This is a genomic window from Mucilaginibacter sp. UYP27 (genome assembly GCF_040547175.1).
Lineage (GTDB): Bacteria > Bacteroidota > Bacteroidia > Sphingobacteriales > Sphingobacteriaceae > Mucilaginibacter.
Genome location: NZ_JBEPPE010000002.1, coordinates 38,778 through 59,107 on the forward strand (window position 1 = coordinate 38,778; position 20,330 = coordinate 59,107).

General features: G+C 44.6%; 15 protein-coding genes. 12 read left to right on the top strand and 3 right to left on the bottom strand.

The genetic code is table 11. From position 1 onward, the window contains the following. Positions 1-214 precede the first annotated feature (214 nt). From ABIB39_RS08005 to nagB, 12 genes are all read left to right on the top strand, one after another. A complete protein-coding gene (locus tag ABIB39_RS08005) occupies positions 215-3,229 on the top strand; it encodes a SusC/RagA family TonB-linked outer membrane protein (protein WP_354428861.1) in 3,015 nt (1,004 codons plus the stop codon). Positions 3,230-3,259: 30 nt separating this feature from the next. Beyond that, positions 3,260-4,777 (top strand): RagB/SusD family nutrient uptake outer membrane protein, encoded by a 1,518-nt coding sequence (locus ABIB39_RS08010; protein ID WP_354428862.1) that lies wholly within the window; start codon positions 3,260-3,262, stop codon positions 4,775-4,777. A 30-nt stretch (positions 4,778-4,807) separates the two neighbouring features. Beyond that, positions 4,808-5,677, top strand: a complete 870-nt coding sequence (locus ABIB39_RS08015; RefSeq protein ID WP_354428864.1) for a PKD domain-containing protein — start codon at positions 4,808-4,810, stop codon at positions 5,675-5,677. Between the two features lie 54 nt (positions 5,678-5,731). Beyond that, entirely contained in the window at positions 5,732-6,856 is a 1,125-nt protein-coding gene (locus tag ABIB39_RS08020; protein ID WP_354428865.1) for an acyltransferase family protein, read from the top strand. Positions 6,857-6,882: 26 nt separating this feature from the next. Continuing rightward, positions 6,883-8,430: a DUF4832 domain-containing protein gene (locus ABIB39_RS08025; protein ID WP_354428867.1), complete on the top strand. Its 1,548-nt coding sequence runs from the start codon at positions 6,883-6,885 to the stop codon at positions 8,428-8,430. Between the two features lie 14 nt (positions 8,431-8,444). Beyond that, positions 8,445-10,049, top strand: coding sequence for a glycoside hydrolase family 31 protein (locus tag ABIB39_RS08030; RefSeq protein WP_354428869.1), 1,605 nt, complete (start codon positions 8,445-8,447; stop codon positions 10,047-10,049). Between the two features lie 31 nt (positions 10,050-10,080). Next, positions 10,081-11,640 carry a hypothetical protein gene (locus tag ABIB39_RS08035; RefSeq protein WP_354428870.1) on the top strand — a complete coding sequence of 520 codons (1,560 nt, stop codon included), beginning with the start codon at positions 10,081-10,083 and terminating at the stop codon, positions 11,638-11,640. A gap of 68 nt (positions 11,641-11,708) precedes the next feature. Further along, positions 11,709-12,833 (top strand): phosphotransferase enzyme family protein, encoded by a 1,125-nt coding sequence (locus tag ABIB39_RS08040; RefSeq protein WP_354428872.1) that lies wholly within the window; start codon positions 11,709-11,711, stop codon positions 12,831-12,833. Beyond that, positions 12,833-13,492 (top strand): carbohydrate-binding family 9-like protein, encoded by a 660-nt coding sequence (locus ABIB39_RS08045; protein ID WP_354428874.1) that lies wholly within the window; start codon positions 12,833-12,835, stop codon positions 13,490-13,492. The genes ABIB39_RS08040 and ABIB39_RS08045 overlap by 1 nt, the downstream gene beginning before the upstream one ends. A 23-nt stretch (positions 13,493-13,515) precedes the next feature. Next, on the top strand, positions 13,516-14,811 hold the full coding sequence (locus ABIB39_RS08050) for a sugar MFS transporter (RefSeq protein ID WP_354428876.1): 1,296 nt from the start codon (positions 13,516-13,518) through the stop codon (positions 14,809-14,811). 26 nt (positions 14,812-14,837) lie between these two features. Then, positions 14,838-16,187 carry a Gfo/Idh/MocA family protein gene (locus ABIB39_RS08055; protein WP_354428877.1) on the top strand — a complete coding sequence of 450 codons (1,350 nt, stop codon included), beginning with the start codon at positions 14,838-14,840 and terminating at the stop codon, positions 16,185-16,187. 112 nt (positions 16,188-16,299) lie between these two features. Next, positions 16,300-18,219, top strand: coding sequence for a glucosamine-6-phosphate deaminase (gene nagB, locus ABIB39_RS08060; RefSeq protein WP_354428879.1), 1,920 nt, complete (start codon positions 16,300-16,302; stop codon positions 18,217-18,219). A 72-nt stretch (positions 18,220-18,291) separates the two neighbouring features. On the opposite strand, the gene ABIB39_RS08065 is transcribed toward nagB, so the two are convergent. The 3 genes from ABIB39_RS08065 to ABIB39_RS08075 form a co-directional block, all read right to left on the bottom strand. Next, complete coding sequence (locus ABIB39_RS08065) at positions 18,292-19,191, bottom strand: helix-turn-helix domain-containing protein (RefSeq protein ID WP_354428881.1); 900 nt, start codon at positions 19,189-19,191, stop codon at positions 18,292-18,294. Positions 19,192-19,196: 5 nt separating this feature from the next. Then, positions 19,197-19,613, bottom strand: coding sequence for a DUF1348 family protein (locus tag ABIB39_RS08070; RefSeq protein ID WP_354428882.1), 417 nt, complete (start codon positions 19,611-19,613; stop codon positions 19,197-19,199). 93 nt (positions 19,614-19,706) lie between these two features. Continuing rightward, the gene (locus ABIB39_RS08075; protein ID WP_354428884.1) at positions 19,707-20,261 is read right to left on the bottom strand and encodes a carboxymuconolactone decarboxylase family protein; all 555 of its coding nucleotides are present in this window, start codon (positions 20,259-20,261) and stop codon (positions 19,707-19,709) included. Between the last annotated feature and the right edge of the window lie 69 nt (positions 20,262-20,330).

Sequence of the window (20,330 nt, forward strand, 5' to 3'; positions counted from 1 at the left end):
AAAAGCCAATAATAATCTGCTAATCAGCACGTAAGTGAATTTTACGCAACCGTTTGCGTAAAATAGCGCAAACGGTTGCGTAACTCACGCAAACGGTTGCGTAACCATGTTTGCGCTTTACGGTTCTGCCGCACCCTTTCGTTAACAATAATTTTACATCACTTTTACAATAACCAACAAACTATGCTAAACTATTTAAACTAACTCACAGAATATGACCAGGAAAATTTTACTTATCTGTTCTTTCGCACTAATGTTCTGCATGCAGGGTTTCTCGCAAACTTTGCCTGTAACGGGGCATGTAGTATCGGCGCTGGACAAACAACCTATGGCCGGCGTAACCGTTTCGGTTAAAGGTACATCCACCGGTGCCATGACAAATGTAAACGGAGATTTCTCTGTAAATGTGCCGGCGGGCAAAGCAACATTAGTTGTACGCTTTGTAGGCTACCTTCCAAAAGAGGTAGCGGTAACCGGTGGCCAAACCAACATCCAGGTACAACTAACCGAGGATGTGCAACAACTTAACGATGTTGTAGTAGTAGGTTACACCAGCAAAAAACAAAACGAATTAACCAGCGCGGTTACCGTGGTATCGGCCGCTAAACTTAAGGACGTTACCGCGAATGACATAGGTACCATGCTGCAAGGTAAGGTTGCCGGTTTGCAAGTTGTAAACAGCTCTGGCGCGCCGGGTGCGGTAGCCGAAATAAGGCTGCGTGGTGTATCGTCAGTAAATGCTAATCAAAGCCCGCTATTTGTGGTTGATGGTATTATTGGTGGTAATTACGACCCTAACGATGTGGAAAGCATTACCGTATTAAAGGATGCAGGCGCGACAGCGCTTTATGGTTCGCAGGCAAACGCGGGTGTTATCATCGTAACAACTAAAACTGCTAAGCAAGGCGAAACCAGGTTTGAGGCAAAAGTTTCAACTGGTTTCAGGACTGCAGATTTTGGTAAAATGGACCTGATGAACAGCAATGAACTTTATGATTATCAGAAAGAGTTTTACCGTGATTACATTGTAGGCGCCCCTGATAACTCTTACAAGATCGATTTGGCGAAATTTTACGCGGAGCGCCCATTAGCACTGCGTAACCAGGATTACAACTGGTCTAAAGAATCATTTAAAAAAGCCCCTGTATATAATTTCTACCTGTCTGCAAGTGGCAAAACAGAAAAGAACGACTATTATGTGGGCGCATCATACTATAGGGAAAAGGGCACATTCATTAACACCGATTTTGAACGTGTTAACTTACGTGGTAACTCAACCTACCATTTCTCAAAAAAGCTTGATGTAACCAACAATATTAACTTAAGTGCATCGCAGGGTAAAAGCTACGATGGTATGGACGTTTATTACTCATTCCTGAATTTACCTTGGGATAACCCATACGATGCGGCGGGTAACCCGGTTTATGTAGACGGTAACTCTACATTCAAGTGGTGGTCGAGGGATAAAATAAACCCTATCAACACCGTGCAAAATTCAGATCACTCTTACAAAGGGTTTAATATTAACTACGATCTGGGTATCAATTATCGCATCACCAACTGGTTAACATTCGCCAGTACAAACAGGGTAGCAGCATCATTTGACAAAGGCAGGAATTTTGTGTCGCCTTTAGCAGCAGGTACTTACCACGGTACAGGTTACCTTGATGAGCTGAACACGCTTAACTATGGCCTTATCAGTAACCAGTTATTCAAATTTGATTTCAGGCTTGGCGATCATAACATCAGCGGGTTTGTTGGTGGCGCGTTCGAAAGCAGCAAAAGCGAGTACTCAGGTGGTTCTGGTAAAGGTTTGCCCGAAGGTTTAGATGTACTTAATGTAGTATCAAACAACCAGCTTGTTAATGGTGCTAACAATAAATACCTGTTACAATCATTAATCTCACAAGTTAACTACAGTTATAAAGATAAATACTTCCTATCAGGATCTTACAGGTACGATGGGTCATCAAACTTTGCACCAAGCAAACATTATGGTGGTTTCCCATCGGTATCGGCAGCATGGTTAGCCAGCAGCGAGGAGTTTCTTGCGGGTAACAGTGTTATCAACAATTTAAAGCTGCGTGGTAGCTTCGGTATTACCGGGACACAGGATATTGGTGCATCGCGGTTTCTGGGCTTATATTCATTAACAACCCAGTATAATGGACTTGTAGGTGCAATACCTTACCAGTTGGAGAGCCCTAACCTTACCTGGGAGAGCAAACAACAGATAAATGCCGGTATCGATATCGGTTTATTTAAACGCGTTAACTTAACTGTTGATGTTTACCGTAACGATACTAAAGATCTGTTATTACAGGTATCGCAACCGCTTTCGGTTGGCTTTGAAACCAAATGGGAAAACGCAGGTAAAGTTATCAATAAGGGTATCGAATTGGGCATTAACTCTACCAACGTAAAAAGCAAAAACTTTGAATGGACTACTGATTTTACCATCAACTTTAACAAAAATACACTTGATGGCTTCCCTGCCGATATTATCAAAACCAGCTCAAGCACAAGTAATGTATCACAGATCTACCGCAACGGCGGTAACTTATTTGAGTTTTACATGAAAAAATGGACAGGTGTTGATGCACAAACAGGTGCGCCAACCTGGGAAAAGGTGATCTACAACACCGATGGTAATGCTGTAGCTAAAGAACGGACGTTAAATTATGCAGAAGCAACCATCCAGGAAGTTGGTTCGGCATTGCCTAAATTTCAGGGTGGTTTTAACAACAGTTTTAGGTATCAAAACTTCAACTTGCGTGTAAGTACATATTTTAGTGTAGGTAACAAAGTGTTTAGCAATAACTTAAGGTATATGATGAATGATGGACATGAGCCATATTACAACCAGATAAAATTACCTGATGGCGCTAAAGTTTGGACAGGCCCCGGCGATACCCAAGCTACCGAGCCGAGCCCGCAAAATAATGCCAACTCTACAGAAACATCAACCCGTTACTTAAAAGATGGCAGCTATTTCACTATAAGGAACATAGCTTTCTCGTACACCCTGCCAAAAGCGTGGGCTAACAAAATTGCGATGAAAGGTGTAAGCGTTGGTGTAACTGCCGATAACGTTGCCACATTCTCCAAATTTTTAGGTCAGGATCCGCAAACTACCATTACACCGGGCAGTTTTGCAATGCCGGGTATATCAGAATTTAAGTATCCAAACAACCGCCAGTATTTATTAACCCTTAATTTCAACTTTTAAGCAGGCCCCGGCCTATTAAAATTTAAGTATATGAAAAAGAAAATATTCACCTTCGTTACCCTAATGGTTATTGCAGCAAGCAGCTGTAAAAACCTGGATGTAAATCCAAGCGATGCTATTAGCACCGGCACGCTTGTTACCACAACAGATGGTTTAACTAACGCTTTAAATGGCGCATACGCGCTATTAAAAGACCATGTTGAATTTAACGGTTCGGTAGATGCCAATAATATGTACCTGCGCCAATTTTATCACCTGAGCGACTTTGCCAGTGATGACCTTGCTTGCGGCCAGGTAACAACCGACCCATTGTATTATAGCTTTAGCCTGGACCATTCGCCGGCGCAGGGTAACACCCGTTACTTCTGGTATGTTTCTTATAAGATCATCACCGGTGTTAACACCGTAATTGCCGCGGTAGAAAAATCTGGTAAGACAGATGCAACAACCAACCAACTATTGGGCGAATGTTACTTCTTACGCGCATTTTGCCACTTTAACCTGGTGAGGGTGTTTGGCAAAGCCTATACAACAGATCCAAATTCGCCGGGCGTTATATTGCGTACCAACTTAACAGATCCATCAAAAAAAGCACGCTCTAACGTTAAAGAAGTTTATGATTCAGTATTGGCCGATGCTGAAAAAGCTGCAGGTTTAATGACCGCGCCGCGCGGTGTACAATATGCTTCGCAAGCGGCGGCATGGTCATTACTTGCACGGGTTAACCTTTATAAAGAAGATAACGCCAAAGCAATGGACTATGCTAACAAAGTAATTAACTCTGGTAAATACACCTTAGCTACAAAGGCGACTTTCCCAACCATGTTTGCCAACTCGCAAACAGCAAGCGAAACCATTTTTTGCGTAGCGTTTACCCAGGTAGATGATTACGGCAAGTTTGGTTCTATCGCATCAATGATCTACTCGGACGGTAACTCGGGCTGGGGCGAAGAATTCGCGTCATCATCATTACGTGGCTTAATGTCTGCCCATCCCGAGGATGTGCGCTGGTCATACATTGTTCCGTCAAAAGATGGTAGCGGCAACGTTCAAAAAAGGAATGGTATCGAGGTTTATTATGTCAGCAAATTCTCGTTCCAGGGAGGGCTGCCAAATTTAAGCTCGCCAATTATGTTCAGGCTTGCAGAGATGTACCTGATCCGTGCCGAAGCTGAGGCTAAAACCGGCGCAACCGCAGCATCACTTGACGATGTGGACATGATCCGCAAAAACCGTGGATTAGAAGCGTCGCTTTACAACAAAGTTGTACCTGCGGGCAAATCTGCTTTAGACGTTGTATTAGATGAAAAGCGTATCGAGATGGCATTTGAAGGCCACCGTACTTACGATGTGTTCCGCAACAAACGCACTTTAAACAAAGCGTACTGGGGTTACCACATTGCAGGTTTAAAAGAAAGCGACGTAGACTTGTCTAAAACCCCTACAGGTTACCCTAACCTTACGGTGCCGTACACAAGCCCGCGTACCATATACTACATCCCTGTTGATGAAACGCTGAGCAACCCTTTGGCAACACAAAATCCATAATTTAATATCACACATTAACATACAATTGATATGAAAAATTTAAAAGCTTATATGTTCATGCTGTCGGTAGCCGTGGCAAGTTCAATATTCAGCTCTTGTAAAAAAGATAACTACACCCCTAAAACCGACTTGCTTTATGATGTAGCGGTTGACGGGGCTACAGCAACCTTTACAGTAAAAACCGAAGGTGTAACAGATTATAAATGGGATTTTGGTGATGGTACTTCATCTACGGAAGCAAAACCAACCCATATTTACCCGGGTAAAGGAAAATACGTGCCTACTTTAACCGCATCGGTAAACGGTAAAAGTGTTGATGCTTCCACCGTCCTGCGTATCGCAAAGGTGTCTCCGGTTAAAATAAACGATAACTCGCTTGCCGACTGGGATGCCGTTACTAAAGACGTTATAACCTTAGGTGCCCAAAAAGGTGTTTTTAATAAGGTTAAATTTGATTATGATGGTAACTACGTTTACGCATATATAGAAATGGCCAGAAAAAAATCAGATGCTGATATTTTTGATTTTTATATTGACGCCGACAATGATCTTAAAACAGGGCTACTTACCGGGACTTTTACAGATGGCGCGTACGATGTTCTTATGGAAGGATCATTGCTTACAAACGGGATAGATATATTTTATTTCCTCGGAGCCGATCAGAACAATTTTGGAAACTATAAACCGCAATCAATAGCTGAAGCTGTAACGGTTGGTACCGTACAGGAGGCTAATGGTATAACCAAATTTGAAATGCGGATTGCCCGCGGTAAAATAAAAGGTTTAACCGGTTCGGGTACACGTTTAGCTATCCAGATCACCAAAAATGATTACTCGGTACTATACGGAAGCGCGCCTGATACGGGCACCTCAAGCTTTTTCTTAGACATGAGCGAATAAGGTTAATAATTGGTTAGTTGAGGCTGTAAATAAGAATATATATCAAAGCGTTTTATGGTGAATAATTTGAATGCTGATCAATTGGCTAATGGGCGTTTAGTGTCCTTAGACGTTATGCGCGGCATGATCATGATACTGCTTTGCGGCGAAAGCTGCGCGCTTTACGAAGCAATAAGGCATATCGATCCTGCACAGCCTATGGGCGGGTTGATCAACCAATTCTTTCACCATCCGTGGCACGGGCTGCGTTTCTGGGATTTAGTGCAGCCCGCGTTTATGTTCATGGCGGGCGCTGCGATGTATATTTCTTACAGCCGTAAACTGGCAAAAGGCGAAAGCTGGGGGCACAACCTTAAACATGTGCTTATCCGTAGCCTAAAGCTTTTTATATGCGGTGTTGCCCTGCATTGTTTTTACGCGGGCAAGCCCGTTTGGGAACTTTGGAATGTGTTAACACAGTTATCGTTCACTACCATCGTAGCTTACCTGATAATAGACAGATCATACACCTGGCAGTTTGTGTTCACCATTGGCCTGCTCATCTTAACCGAAGTACTGTATCGCACGGTACTGATGCCGGGTTTCGACCAGCCATTTGCAGAAGGCAAAAACTTTGGGGCATATGTAGATACGCTGCTAATGGGTAAAATAAACAGCGACGGGTGGGTAACCATTAATTGCATCCCGACAGCGGCGCATACCATTTGGGGCGTATTATCAGGTAAGCTGCTTATCTCTAACAAAACCATTAGCTACAAAATAAAGGCATTGGTAATAGCAGGCATCCTCGCGTTGGCAATCGGCTTCGGGATGGATTGGACGGGCGTAACGCCTATCATCAAACGTATCAGCACAAGTTCATTCGCATTTGCATCGGTAGGATGGGTGCTGCTGATATTGGCCGCGGTTTACTGGCTGGTCGATGTAAAACAAAATATCAAATACGCCTGGGTTTTTACCGTGGTAGGTATGAATGCCATATTCATTTACCTGTTCTTCGAAACGATGGGTGTGCAATGGGTAAACGCCAAAGTAGCCGTTTTTACCGGCGATATGTTACACATGTTCTTAAACGTACCGCTAAGTATAGCGGCTGTAATATCAGCCATGGCCGCACTCATATTAGAATGGGGCTTATGCTACTGGCTTTATACCCGAAAGATCTTTTTTAAACTATAACAAACCTCTACTTAAAAAATATTGTCATGATCAAAAAAATTACAGGCTACGCCCTGGGCACTTGTTTAGCTGCCGTGCTGCTTTCTTCATCGTGTAAGGATAAAGAAGCCAACCTGGTACGAATTGAAAAAGCAAACGTTGCGTACACCGAAAGTGCCGAAGATTTTCCTAACCCCGAGCGTGGTTTTTACCGCTACTCTGAGGTGCACTCCAGCAACTACACGGTATTAACTGCCGGGGAGTTGAAAGGCTATCGTTCGCCGCAATCCATACAATCGGCAAACTACCAGGTAGCAAGCACGCTGGTATTCAGGTATTATATATTGGATGATGTGGTTAATACCGCCATATCTGCAAGTTTTATCACCAACCTTAAAAAAGATTTTGAAGCCGCACGTACCGCGGGTGTTAAATTGATCCCCCGCTTTGTTTACACCGCGACAGCAAAGCCGGGTAACTGCCCGGAAGGGTTTATATGTCCGCTTTATGGTGATGCACCAAAGGCTATCATCCTAAACCACATCGCGCAGCTAAAACCTGTATTGCATGATAATGCCGATGTTATTGCCTGTGTGCAATTGGGCTTTATTGGTACCTGGGGCGAGCAATACTACAGCGACTTTTTTGGCGATGCTTCCCCAAATGCAGCGCAAGGCAAATTGCTTGATCAGAACTGGAAAGACAGGATAGAAGTTATCAAAGCCATGCTTGATGCCGTACCTGCCGATAGAATGATCCAGTTGCGTTACCCGCAATTAAAGCAACGTTACATTTACGGTGTTAACGCGCCGCTAACATCTGCACCATTAACAGAAAGCGGTGCTTTTACCCAAACCGATATTGCCCGCTTAGGTTACCATAACGATTGTTTTATGGCAAGTGTTGATGATTTTGGTACGTACACTGATTATGGTAACTCGTCAAGCCCACGTGAATCTGGTGGTGCAGCTTTAAACACGCTTAAAGATTATTTTAAAGCCGATAGCAAGTTTGTAGTTGTTGGCGGCGAAACTTGTTCTGACGGCTACAGCCCAACCAACGATTGCGAGCCGGCAGGTAAGATCCAGGCGGAGTTTGCAGCGTTGCACTACAGCTTCATCAATGCGCACTACAACACCGATGTTACTAGCGACTGGCAGGATGGCGGTTGTATGGATAACATTAAACGCAACCTGGGTTACCGTTTTGTATTGCAAAGCGCCGTATTGCCGGATAATGTTGTTAAAGGCACTGATATGAACATCACCCTGAATGTGAAAAACAGAGGATATGCTTCACCATACAATAAACGCACAGTTAAATTATTGCTGCGCAACACCAAAACAAACGAGGTAAAATCATTTGACCTGGCTACTGATGTAAGGAAATGGTACAGCGGCGATAACACAATTACCGAAACTGTTAAGATCCCTGCAGATCTTGCTGCCGGCGATTACGAAATGTTGTTGAGCCTGCCTGATGCGTACGCGAGCATCGCTGCAAAGCCCGAATTCAGCATCCGTTTGGCTAATAACGATACCTGGGAAGCTGCTACGGGTTACAACAAGCTAAACCACAACATTAAAGTAAACTAACTACCATACTGTACATGATAAAGGCCTTTAAAAAATGTTTGTTAGCGATAATGTTTTGCGCCGCCGGTGCGCAACTACACGCCCAAACGAGCATCAGAATAAAAGACGGAGAGAAATGGTTTGGCGGCGCTACTAACGAAGCGCACCTGGCACCCTTTAAGGATGGCTATAGCTACGATATGTTTGCCGATACCCGCGGTAACCAGGCCGCCCCATTGCTGGTGTCAACCAAGGGTCGTTTTATCTGGAGCGAGGAGCCTTTTACGTTTACAGTAGTAAAAAACACGCTTGTAATAAGCAATACGAAAGGTGCGGTAACTATTGATTCGGCAGGGAAGAATTTGCGCGAGGCGTTTAGTAATGCTTCAAAGCGTTTCTTCCCGTCGAAAGGCAAAATGCCAGATACGCTGTTGTTCAGCAAGCCACAATACAATACCTGGATCGAGCTGGTTTACAACCAAAATCAAAAGGATATTTTAAAGTATGCACACTCGATCATAGACAATGGTTTCCCGCCGGGAGTGATCATGATAGACGATAACTGGGCTGATTATTACGGCAGGTTCGATTTCAGGTCGGACAGGTTTACCAATGCAGCTGCTATGATTGATACCCTGCATAGGATGGGCTTTAAAGTGATGCTATGGGTAAGCCCTTTTGTGTCGCCGGATACCGAAGTTGCCAGAGAGTTACTTGCGAAAAAGCTGTTGCTTTTAGGTAACAAGGTAAAAACCGGGAATCCGGAAAAAGACGCAGATGAGCCTGCCATAATTACCTGGTGGAACGGATACAGCTCTGTGCTTGACTTTACCAACCCAGATGCCATAAAATGGTTCAAAGGCCGCTTAGATCATATGGTAAATACTTATCACCTGGATGGTTTTAAGTTTGACGCCGGCGACGCTGATTTTTACCCGCCCAACGCGGTGTCATTTAAACCAGCCACACCAAACGAGCACAGCAGGCTTTGGGGCGAATTAGGCCTTTACTACCCGCTGAACGAATACCGCGCTATGTGGAAAATGGGTGGCGAACCATTAGTACAACGCTTGCGCGATAAAAAACATAACTGGGAAGACCTGCAAAAGCTGATCCCCGATCTAACTACGGCCGGCTTGTTGGGCTACCAGTTTACCTGCCCGGATATGATAGGTGGCGGCGAATACGGTTCATTCATCGGCCGCGATAAACTGGATGAACAACTGGTGGTGCGCTCGGCGCAATGCTCGGCACTTATGCCAATGATGCAGTTTTCGGTAGCGCCATGGAGGGTGTTATCAAAACAAAACCTGGCAGCCGTTAAAAAGGCGGTAGATGTACGTGCTAAATACACACCATACATTATGCAACTGGTAAAGCAAGCCGCCAAAACAGGCGAGCCTATTGCCCGTAGCATGGAGTACGAGTTCCCTAACCAGGGCCTGGCGGATGTAAATGGCCAGTTTATGCTGGGCAGTAAATATTTGGTGGCGCCAATAGTGGCCAGCGGTACCACAAAAACGGTGTACCTGCCAAAAGGAAAATGGAAGAATGATTTAGGGAAAACCGTAAAAGGCCCCGCGAAGATAGAGATAGAGGTAGCAGCCGACAGGTTGCCTGTGTTTGAGTTAATGAAATAGTTATTACACCAACTTACAAAACATACACACTATGAAAAATTTATTCCTGATCGGATTGTTTGCCATCACCTTGGCATCATGTTCCAAAAACAACGAAATGAAAAGCCTGCCCGCGCAAGATGCCGCAGCCGGGTCAAAATTGCGCACATCGGCGTTAGCCAATTACTACGTGAACGGTACATCAGGTAGTGATGCGGCAGCTGGTACATCTACCGCGACCGCTTTAAAAACCATCCAGGCGGCGTTGTACAAAACAACCAATGGCGTTGGTGCCAACATCTACGTTTTGGCGGGTACTTATAAAGAAAGACTTTACTGGCCAACTTCAGGCGCATCAAGCGCGGCCCCTATTACCCTAACAAATTACAACGGCAGCGTGGTGACCTTAGATGGGGTTAACGCCACCAACAACGCGCAAAACGAGATGCTCGCTATCCCCAGCAGGAGCCATATCCGGATAGACCATATTAATATTACCAACAATACCCGGGCAAATGCCAAAGGTATTTACGTAGTAGGGAATGGTACCGATATACAGGTTACCTACTGTAAGATCTCAAACATCGGCTGGACAACAAATGGCAGTGCCACCCCTGCAAGTACCGATAACGCAAGCCCTTTTATTATTGTGGGTTCTACATCAACTTCATACTCCGAAATTTATATCGGCAGTAACGAGGTCTTCAATTGTAACACCGGCTACAGCGAAGGCCTTACCCTAACCGGTAACGTAGAGAATTTCCTGATAGAGAATAACAAGGTGCACGATATTAAAAACATAGGCATGGATATGTCCGGTAATTATACCTGGACAGGTGCACCGGCCGCGGTTAACTATGCCCGCAACGGTAACGTAAAAAACAATACCGTTTACAATTGTATCTCGCCGATAGCAACATCAGCCGGTATTTATGTTGACGGTGGTAAATGGATAAATATAGAAGGTAACACTGTATACGGTAATTATGCAGGTATCAGCGCCGGTTGCGAAAACAATAACTACACCACCGAAGGGATAAATATCCGCAGCAACTTTATTTATAACAGTATCGAGGCCGGCTTATTAATAGGCTCTAACCAGCCAAACAGCAAGGTTATCAATTCAACCATCAGCAACAATACGGTATTTAAAAACTACTCGAAAGGTGGTTACGGAAGCGAGATCGCCTTACAGAATACCAATAACGTTAAGTTCATCAATAACATCATTCAATCGCGCAGCAACATTGTCACTATCGTATTGTTGGGCTATACTTCAACAGCTTTAAGTTTCGACTACAATAAGTATTACACCCTATCCGGCGTAGCAACCAATATCACATTTGATTGGGGCGGTAACAATGGCATGGGTTATTACACCCTACAGGATTTTAAAACGGCTACCGGTTTAGATGCTAATTCTACTTACGGTAACCCGGGATTTGTAACCAATACGCTGCCAAGCCCTAACCTGCATTTAACCAATACATCGGCTTGTGTTAATGCCGGTTTACCATCATACGTACTACAAAGCGGCGAACTTGATATTGATAAAGCGGCCAGGATAGTAAACTCGAGAGTGGATATAGGAGCAGACGAGTCAACGTATTAATAAAATACCCCTTACTAACAAAGCCCCGCGCAAGCGGGGCTATATATACATCATAATTATAAAGTATAGTGCAAAGTTCTAAAAACATAGCTGAGGTTGTATCGCATTTTAAATGTGCGGCAGATGTGGGTTCGCAAAAAGCTTATGGGTCGGGGCATATTAACGATACGTTCAAATTAACGAATGTAAACGCCGGTGGCACCGACTACCTGTTGCAGCGTATAAATCATAAGATATTTACCGATGTAGAAAAACTTACCGATAACATGCGTAAGGTAACCGAGCACCTTAAAAGTAAAATAAAGGCCTATGGGTATGGCGACCCACTGAAGGAGGTGATGACCTTAATACCAACAGACGATAACCGCTTTTTTTACCGTGACAGTGCCGGCGATTACTGGCGCATGTTTTACTTTTTAAACGATACCAAAAGTTATGATATTGTAGAAACGCAAAAACAGGCTTACGAAGGTGGTAAGGCATTTGGTAAGTTTCAGCAGATGTTATCGGATATCCCTGCAGGAGAGATGTTTGAGGTAATCCCCGATTTTCATAACATCCAGAAACGTTTACAGCACCTGGACGAGGCCATCGCTAAAGATGCATGCGGCCGTGTAGCATCAATCGTTGCCGAGTTGGAGATAGTTAAAAAATACGCCGAAAGGATGCAGTACTTTCAGCAACCGGAGCAGGTGGCGGCATTGCCCAAACGGGTTATTCATAACGATACCAAGTTTAATAACGTACTGCTGGATAGTAATGACGAAGCACAATGCGTGATAGACCTGGAAACCGTAATGGATGGCTATGTAGCCTATGATTTTGGCGACGCTATCCGTACTATAATCAACACCACTACCGAGGACGAAGCAGATCTGAGCAAGATTCAGCTAAACATGCCGCTGTTTGAAGCCTATGTAAAAGGTTATCTGAAAGAAGCCTCAAAATTCCTGACAGATGCCGAGGTTAACTCGCTGATGAAAGGCGCATTGCTTTTACCTTATATGCAGGCGGTACGTTTCTTAACAGACCATATTAATGGCGATACCTATTTCAAAACAAAGTTTGACGGCCATAACCTGCAACGCGCCAGGGCGCAATTCCAGCTGGTGAAAATGCTGGATGCCAATGCCGCGCAGATGCATCAAGTAATAATAAACGAAATGGACAGCTATAAAACCGCGCAATACTAATGGATGCAGCTATATCGGTAAATATCCCGTATCTTAATGGCTTTGATGACCTGCGCACGGTGGAGGATATATCAAGGGTGTTGGATGCCCACGAACGGAGGCCTATTGTGCACGCACCATGGTCGGCAGGTAATAAGCAGCCCGAGGTTGCATTTGCCTTGGCTTATGGCACCGATGATATCTATCTAAAATATTACGTAAACGAACACACTTTAAAAGCTGAATACAGTAAATTTAACGACCCGGTGTTTGAAGATAGCTGTGTGGAGTTTTTTATCGCATTTAATGATGATGCCAGCTACTATAATCTGGAATTTAATTGCATGGGCACCAGCAGGGCACAGTTTGGGGAGCACAAAAACGGGCGTACTTTCATTCCCGTAAACTTGCTAAAAACCATACGGCACCAAACGCATGTTAAAAGCAACGTGGTAGGTAACATACAGTGGGAACTTACATTATGCATCCCAAAAACGATCTTTAAGTTTCATCCGGCACTGTCATTAGAACAGAGCAAGGCAAAAGTTAACCTTTTTAAATGCGGCGATGGCCTGCCCGAACCGCACTTTTTATGCTGGAACAACATAGAGGCACAGCAGCCCGAGTTTCACCTAAGCAGGTTTTTTAAAGAGATAACTTTTAGCAGGCGGGCGTCTTAAAATAGAAAATCAAATCCCAATATATGTCAGATACAGCAGCAGTAAGTAACAAAAAAGCAACCCTCAGCCCCATTTTTATAATCGGGATGTTGTTCTTTATTTTCGGGTTCATCACCTGGTTAAATTCAGTTTTGATCCCGTATCTGAAACTGGCCTGCGAGCTTACCACGGTTGAAGCATATTTGGTGACTTTCGCCTTTTATATTTCCTATTTTGTGCTGGCTATCCCATCGGCCTGGATCCTGAAAATTACGGGTTTCAAAAAAGGCATGTCGGTTGGGCTTGCCGTAATTGCTGTGGGCGCGTTGATATTTATCCCCGCTGCTATGACCCGTTTTTACGGGTTGTTCCTGTTAGGCCTGTTTATACAGGGCTCGGGCTTAGCCTTACTACAAACCGCATCAAATCCATACATTACCATACTTGGCCCGCCGGAAAGTGCTGCAAAACGGATCAGCATAATGGGTATCAGCAATAAGATAGCAGGTGCTTTGGCCCCGATAGTACTTGGCGCTATCACCCTTAAAAATGCCGATGGGTTTAAAGAGCGTTTAGCCACCATGGCAACCGATGTGAAAAATGCCGAACTGAACGAGCTGGCCTCACGTGTTATTACTCCTTACATCGTTATTTTTATTGTTTTAGTAATACTAGCGGTAATCATCTACTACTCCAGCCTGCCCGAAATTGATACCGATCAGGAAGATGAAACAACCGCTATCAGCAATAGCGGCAAAACAAGTATCACACAATTCCCGCACTTGCTGTTGGGTGTGTTAACCTTATTCTTTTATGTAGGTGTTGAAGTTATTGCCGGCGATACCATTATCAATTATGGCAACACCCAAGGTATCGTATTAGGCACGGCAAAATTCTTTACTACCGGCACATTGATTTTTATGCTGGTAGGTTACGGCGTGGGCATCCTTTGCATCCCCAAATACCTTAGCCAGGAGAAGGCCATGAAACTATCGGCAGGATTAGGGTTAGTCTTGTCCGCGGTAGCGATACTAACAACGGGCTATGTTTCGGTGGCGGCTATAGCATTACTGGGCCTGGCAAACTCGCTCGTATGGCCGGCTATCTGGCCAATGGCATTATCGGGTTTGGGCAGGTTTACCAAAATAGGGTCGTCATTATTAATTATGGGGATAGCAGGCGGGGCAATTGTACCGTTGGCTTATGGGGCGTTGGCGCAGGCCTTGAACCCAAGCCATGGCTACATTATTTTGATCCCGGCTTACCTCATCATTTTATACTACGCCATTAGCGGGCATAAAGTGGGCAAGGCCAAAACTTTATCACAAGAACAATTATAATTATCAATTAATAAAATCTAAAAATTATGGATCGCAGACAATTTGTTACAAACAGTGCCGTAGGAATGGCAGGTTTAACAATTTTGCCTTCAGGGTTATTATTCGCAAAAAATGCAGGTAAGGTAAGGTTGGGTTATATTGGTGTAGGCTTGCGTGGCCGTAACCATATAGGTGAGGGTTTGCTTCGCGATGACGTGGAGATAGTAGCCATTTGCGACATACAGGAAAGTTCCCTGAAGTACTGCCGCGCACAATTTGTAAATGCTAAAAAGAAGTTGCCTGCAGAATATACAGGCGGCCTTGATGCCTATAAAAAATTGCTGGACCGTAAAGATATTGACGCCGTTATAATTGCCACCCCGTGGCAATTCCACAAAGACCAGGCTATTGACGCCATGCGTGCCGGCAAGTATGTTGGCTGCGAGGTTATTGCCGGGATTACCGAGAAAGACCACTGGGATATTTTAAAAGTGCACGAAGAAACAAAGGTGCCTTACATGACGCTGGAAAACGTTTGTTACCGCCGCGATGTAATGGCCGCCCTAAATATGGCACGCCAAAATGTATTTGGCGAACTGATACATTTGGAGGGTGGTTACCAGCACGATTTACGTGGCGTGTTATTTAACGATGGTAAAAATTTTAGCGGCAAAGGTGCCGAGTTTGGCCCAAACACCGTAGGCGAAGCCCAATGGCGTACCCAATGGAATGTTGACCGTGATGGTGATATATATCCAACCCATGGCGCAGGCCCGGTAATGAACTACATTGATATTAACCGCGGTAACCGGTTCACCAACCTGGTATCGTTCTCATCAAAATCAATTGGTTTGAATAAATATATCGACAAGGTATCGCCGGGTAATAAGAATTCAAAGATCAAATTTAACAATGGCGACGTAACCACCACCATGCTTAATTGCGCTAACGGGGAAACGGTTGTTTTGAGCCACGATACACACTTGCCAAGGCCATATTCGTTAGGCTTTAGGGTACAGGGTACCGAGGGGATCTGGATGGATGTTGCCGAATCGGTTTACATTGAGGGTAAATCAAAAAGCTACGACCAGTGGGACAAAGCCAGCGAATGGTTCGAGAAATACGACCACCCGCTTTGGAAAAAGTATGAAAAATTTGCCGAAGGCGCAGGCCACGGCGGTATGGACTGGTTTGTGTTTAACGGCTTTATTGAGGCTGTAAAACAGAAGAAACAAACCCCGATAGACGTTTACGATTCTTTAACCATGAGCGTGATCACACCACTTTCCGAAAAATCCCTTAAAGAAGGTAACGCCCCGCAGGCATTCCCAGATTTTACGAAAGGTAAATGGAAAGACCGCAAGAATACCTTCGCGTTAGACGATAGCGGGTTCTAAACAAACAACAAAACATTTAAAATAACACATACCGGCGGGCCTGCTGAAAAGCAGGCCTCCGCATGGTAATGGAATTGATATGCCCAAATCAAAATAAAATATACCCCAAAAGATGCTACTCAATTTATTAGAAGAAACCCGTTACGAGAAAGTACCCGTAAAGATCTACGACACCGATAGCGGGGCAAGCCTTGATGTTGCCAAGCGCATTGCCATTATCATCAAGCAGAAACAGGCCGAAGGCAAAATAGCGGTACTGGGCCTGGCAACCGGTGTATCGCCGATAAAAGTTTATAAGGAATTGATCAGGTTGCATAAAGAGGAAGGCCTAAGCTTTAAAAATGTAGTAACCTTTAACCTGGATGAATATTACCCCATCCAACCGGACTCTGACCAAAGCTACGTGCGCTTTATGAAAGAGCAATTGTTCGACCATATAGACATTGATATGGCGAATGTAAACATTCCCGACGGCACATTGGATGAGAAAGACATTGCACCGTTTTGCCTTGCCTACGAGCAAAAGATAAACAGCTATGGCGGTATAGATATACAGATCTTGGGTATTGGCCGTACCGGTCATATCGGTTTTAACGAGCCGGGGTCTGCTCCAAATTCGGGTACACGATTGGTTACCTTAAATGACCTTACCCGCCGCGACGCTTCCAAAGATTTTGGTGGGAAAGAGAATGTGCCCACCAAAGCCATCACCATGGGTGTAGGTACCATATTTAAGGCCCGCGAAATTATCCTGATGGCTTGGAACGGTAAAAAAGCATCCATCATTAAAAAAGCTATAGAGGGTGTGATCTCGCCGGAGATCCCTGCCACCTACCTGCAAAATTCAGACAATGTTGAATTTGTGATCGACCGCGATGCATCTGTAGGGCTTACCCGTTTTGATACTCCGTGGTTGGTTAAAGATTGTATTTGGGATGACGTGCTCATTAAAAAGGCAGTGATATGGCTTGCAAAAACATTGGGTAAACCCATTCTTAAATTAACCGAAAGCGATTACAACACCAACGGCATGGCGCAGCTGGCAACCCAGTTTGGTCCGGTTTATAACATCAACATCAGCATATTCAACAATATACAGCACACCATTACCGGTTGGCCGGGTGGTAAGTTTAATGCTGACGACAGTCAGCGCCCCGAGCGTGCAAACCCTGCTGTAAAGCGTTCAATCGTTTTTTCGCCACACCCGGATGATGACGTGATCTCAATGGGAGGTACCTTCATCCGCCTGGCAGACCAGGGTCACGAGGTGCATGTGGCCTACCAAACATCGGGCAATACCGCCGTTTGGGATGATGAAATGCTGCGTTATGTAGAATTTGCAATGGACTTTGCCCGTTCGCAATCTCAGGATGCTGCATACCTGGAAGGGCTGTACACAAGCATGGTTGGTTTCCTTAAAACCAAACGCCCCAATCAAAGCGATACCGAAGCTATCCGCACCGTAAAAGGTTTGATCCGCAAGGGTGAGGCTATTGCAGGAGCAAGGTTGGCCGGTTTACAAGATCAACGCATCCACTTTATGGACCTGCCCTTTTACGACCGCAGCAAGATTGAAAAGAACGTATCTTTTGAAGATGATATTCAACAAACCATGCAGCTATTGCAGGAAGTAAAACCCCACCAAATCTTCGCAGCAGGTGATTTTGCCGACCCGCATGGTACGCACAAAATTTGTTTTGAGATCATGCTCGAAGCCTTTAGCCGCCTTCGCCAGATAGAAGACTGGGCGAAGGGTTGCTGGATCTGGCTGTACCGCGGTGCATGGCACGAGTTTGAGATTCACGAGATTGAAATGGCCGTACCGCTTTCACCGCAGGAAGTGTTGCGAAAACGTTTGGCGATATTTAAACATCAATCACAAAAGGATATCCCTGTTTTCCCGGGAGATGACGCGCGCGAGTTTTGGGTTAGGGCAGAAGATCGCACCCAGGAAACCGCCCGCCTGTACAATCAGCTTGGCCTTGCCGAGTATGCTGCGATTGAAGCATTTGTACGCTGGAAATTTGATTAAAGGCCCCCTATATCTATACCTGAAACGGATCGCTGAAAGGTGGTCCGTTTTTTTGTGGCTAACTAATCATTTCTAATTTATCACCAGTTTGCCATTTACCACCGCTTTGGCAAAGCCTACTTTATCGCGGTATTGTTGGGGCGATACATCGGCGTTGGTTTTGAAAAACCGACTGAAGTAATACTCATCCTCGTAACCTAATTGGTACGCTATTTCTTTAATGGGTTTATTGGTAAGGTAAAGTTCACGTTTGGCTTCTATAACAATCCGCTCTGCTATGAGGTTACTAATGGTTTTATTGAAGTGTATTTTAGTGATCCGGGCCAGGGCCTTTGCAGATATGTTGAGCATGTCGGCATAATCGCTGGCGGTATGTTTGGTTTTAAAATTTAGCTCTATCGATTCCTTCAGATTTTGTAAAACAGAAATTTTGGTGTCGGTTTCCTGCCCGCGTACATCCTGTTGTGCTGCTTTTAAGCGGGATGCGGTTATCAGGAATATTTTAAGATATGATATCAGGATCTCGTATTGCGCCATTGCCTCGTTCTCCATCTCGGCCTTGATCTGGCCAAGCAGCATATCGAGTATCACAGCCGTATTGCTATCGATGTTTACAAAAGGCGGATGATAAATGTTGTTGAACAAAACCCCGCTGCAAGAAACCTCTTTATCGTGTTTATGAATGCAGAAAAAATCGGGGTGGAATTCGATGCAAACGCCACTTACAGGTTTGTTTTCTGTAAGCATAAACGGTTGGTAAGGGGTAAAAGCCAGCAGGTCGTTATCCGTAAACTCGTATTCCGAAAAATCAGACCTCAGTTTACCCGCGCCCTGCTTAAGCCATATCACCGAATAATAATTATTACGGCGCAGGTAATTAAACTGACTGTTATCATCAAATGTAAACCACCTGAACAGGAAGTGGCCGTTTGCAGGATCAATAAGGGTAAGGGTGTTTTGCTTATCGCTCATTGCTCTTAAAATAAGGTACGCTCGGTTTCGGCAATAGGCATATCATTAATGCTGGCAAAGCGTTTTTGCATGTAGCCATTGGCGTCAAACTCCCAAAGTTCGTTGCCGTAGCTGCGGTACCACTGGCCGGCCGCATCGTGCCATTCGTACTCAAACCTAACTGCCATGCGGTTGTCTTTGAAGCCCCAAAGCTCTTTCTTTAGCTTATAATCCAGTTCCTTTTCCCACTTCGCTTTTAAGAACGCTTTTGCTTCTTCGCGGCCGTTAATAAAATCGGTACGGTTGCGCCATTCGGTATCAATGGTATAAGCCATGCTCACCTTTTCGGGGTCGCGGGTGTTCCAGGCATCTTCTGCTGCCTGTACTTTTTGCAATGCGGTTTCCATGTTAAATGGCGGGAGCGGGTATCTTGGGTTTTCCATAATTGTTATGCTTAAATAAAGGTAAACAATACAGCAAAAGCCGGGGCATCATTGCCCCGACTTTTACTGTTAGCTGATATTTCAATTTAGCGCTTACGCCTCAACAGCATCTAATGCTTTTACAGCGGGGAAATCAATTTCGGTATTGGCAGTGTTGTTAAAGTAATTGGTAAGGATGTTTAAAGCTACATGCCCAACAATTTCGCCAATCTCACCATCGTTGTAACCGGCAGCTTTTATAGTGTCCACATCGGCGCTGCTAACTATGCCTTTTTTATCTACAAGGGTAACAGCAAATTTTAAAGCGGCATCGGTTTTAGCGTCTGCCGCGTTTGCCTTGCGTGCGTCTTTCAAGGTATCGGCATCAATGTGGGCTAATTTTTCGCCGATGTAAGAGTGGGCAGATACACAGTAATCACAACTATTATTCTGGCTTACGGCTAATGCCAAAAGTTCGCCGGTTTTAGCGCCTAAAGTACCATGTGATAGCGCGCCGCTTAGGTTTAAATAACCTTCTAACAAAGCAGGTGAGTTACCCATTGTGCGCATCATGTTGGGTATCACACCCAGTTTGCCCTTTATTGCTGTAAATAATTCTTTTGTTTTGCCTGTTGCTTCATCAGGGCTTAAAGCTATTAAACGTGCCATTGTGTTATGTTTTTTGTTTGTCGTTATTGACAATACAAATGTGCAAACAGCCGCCTCCCTCTACCATGG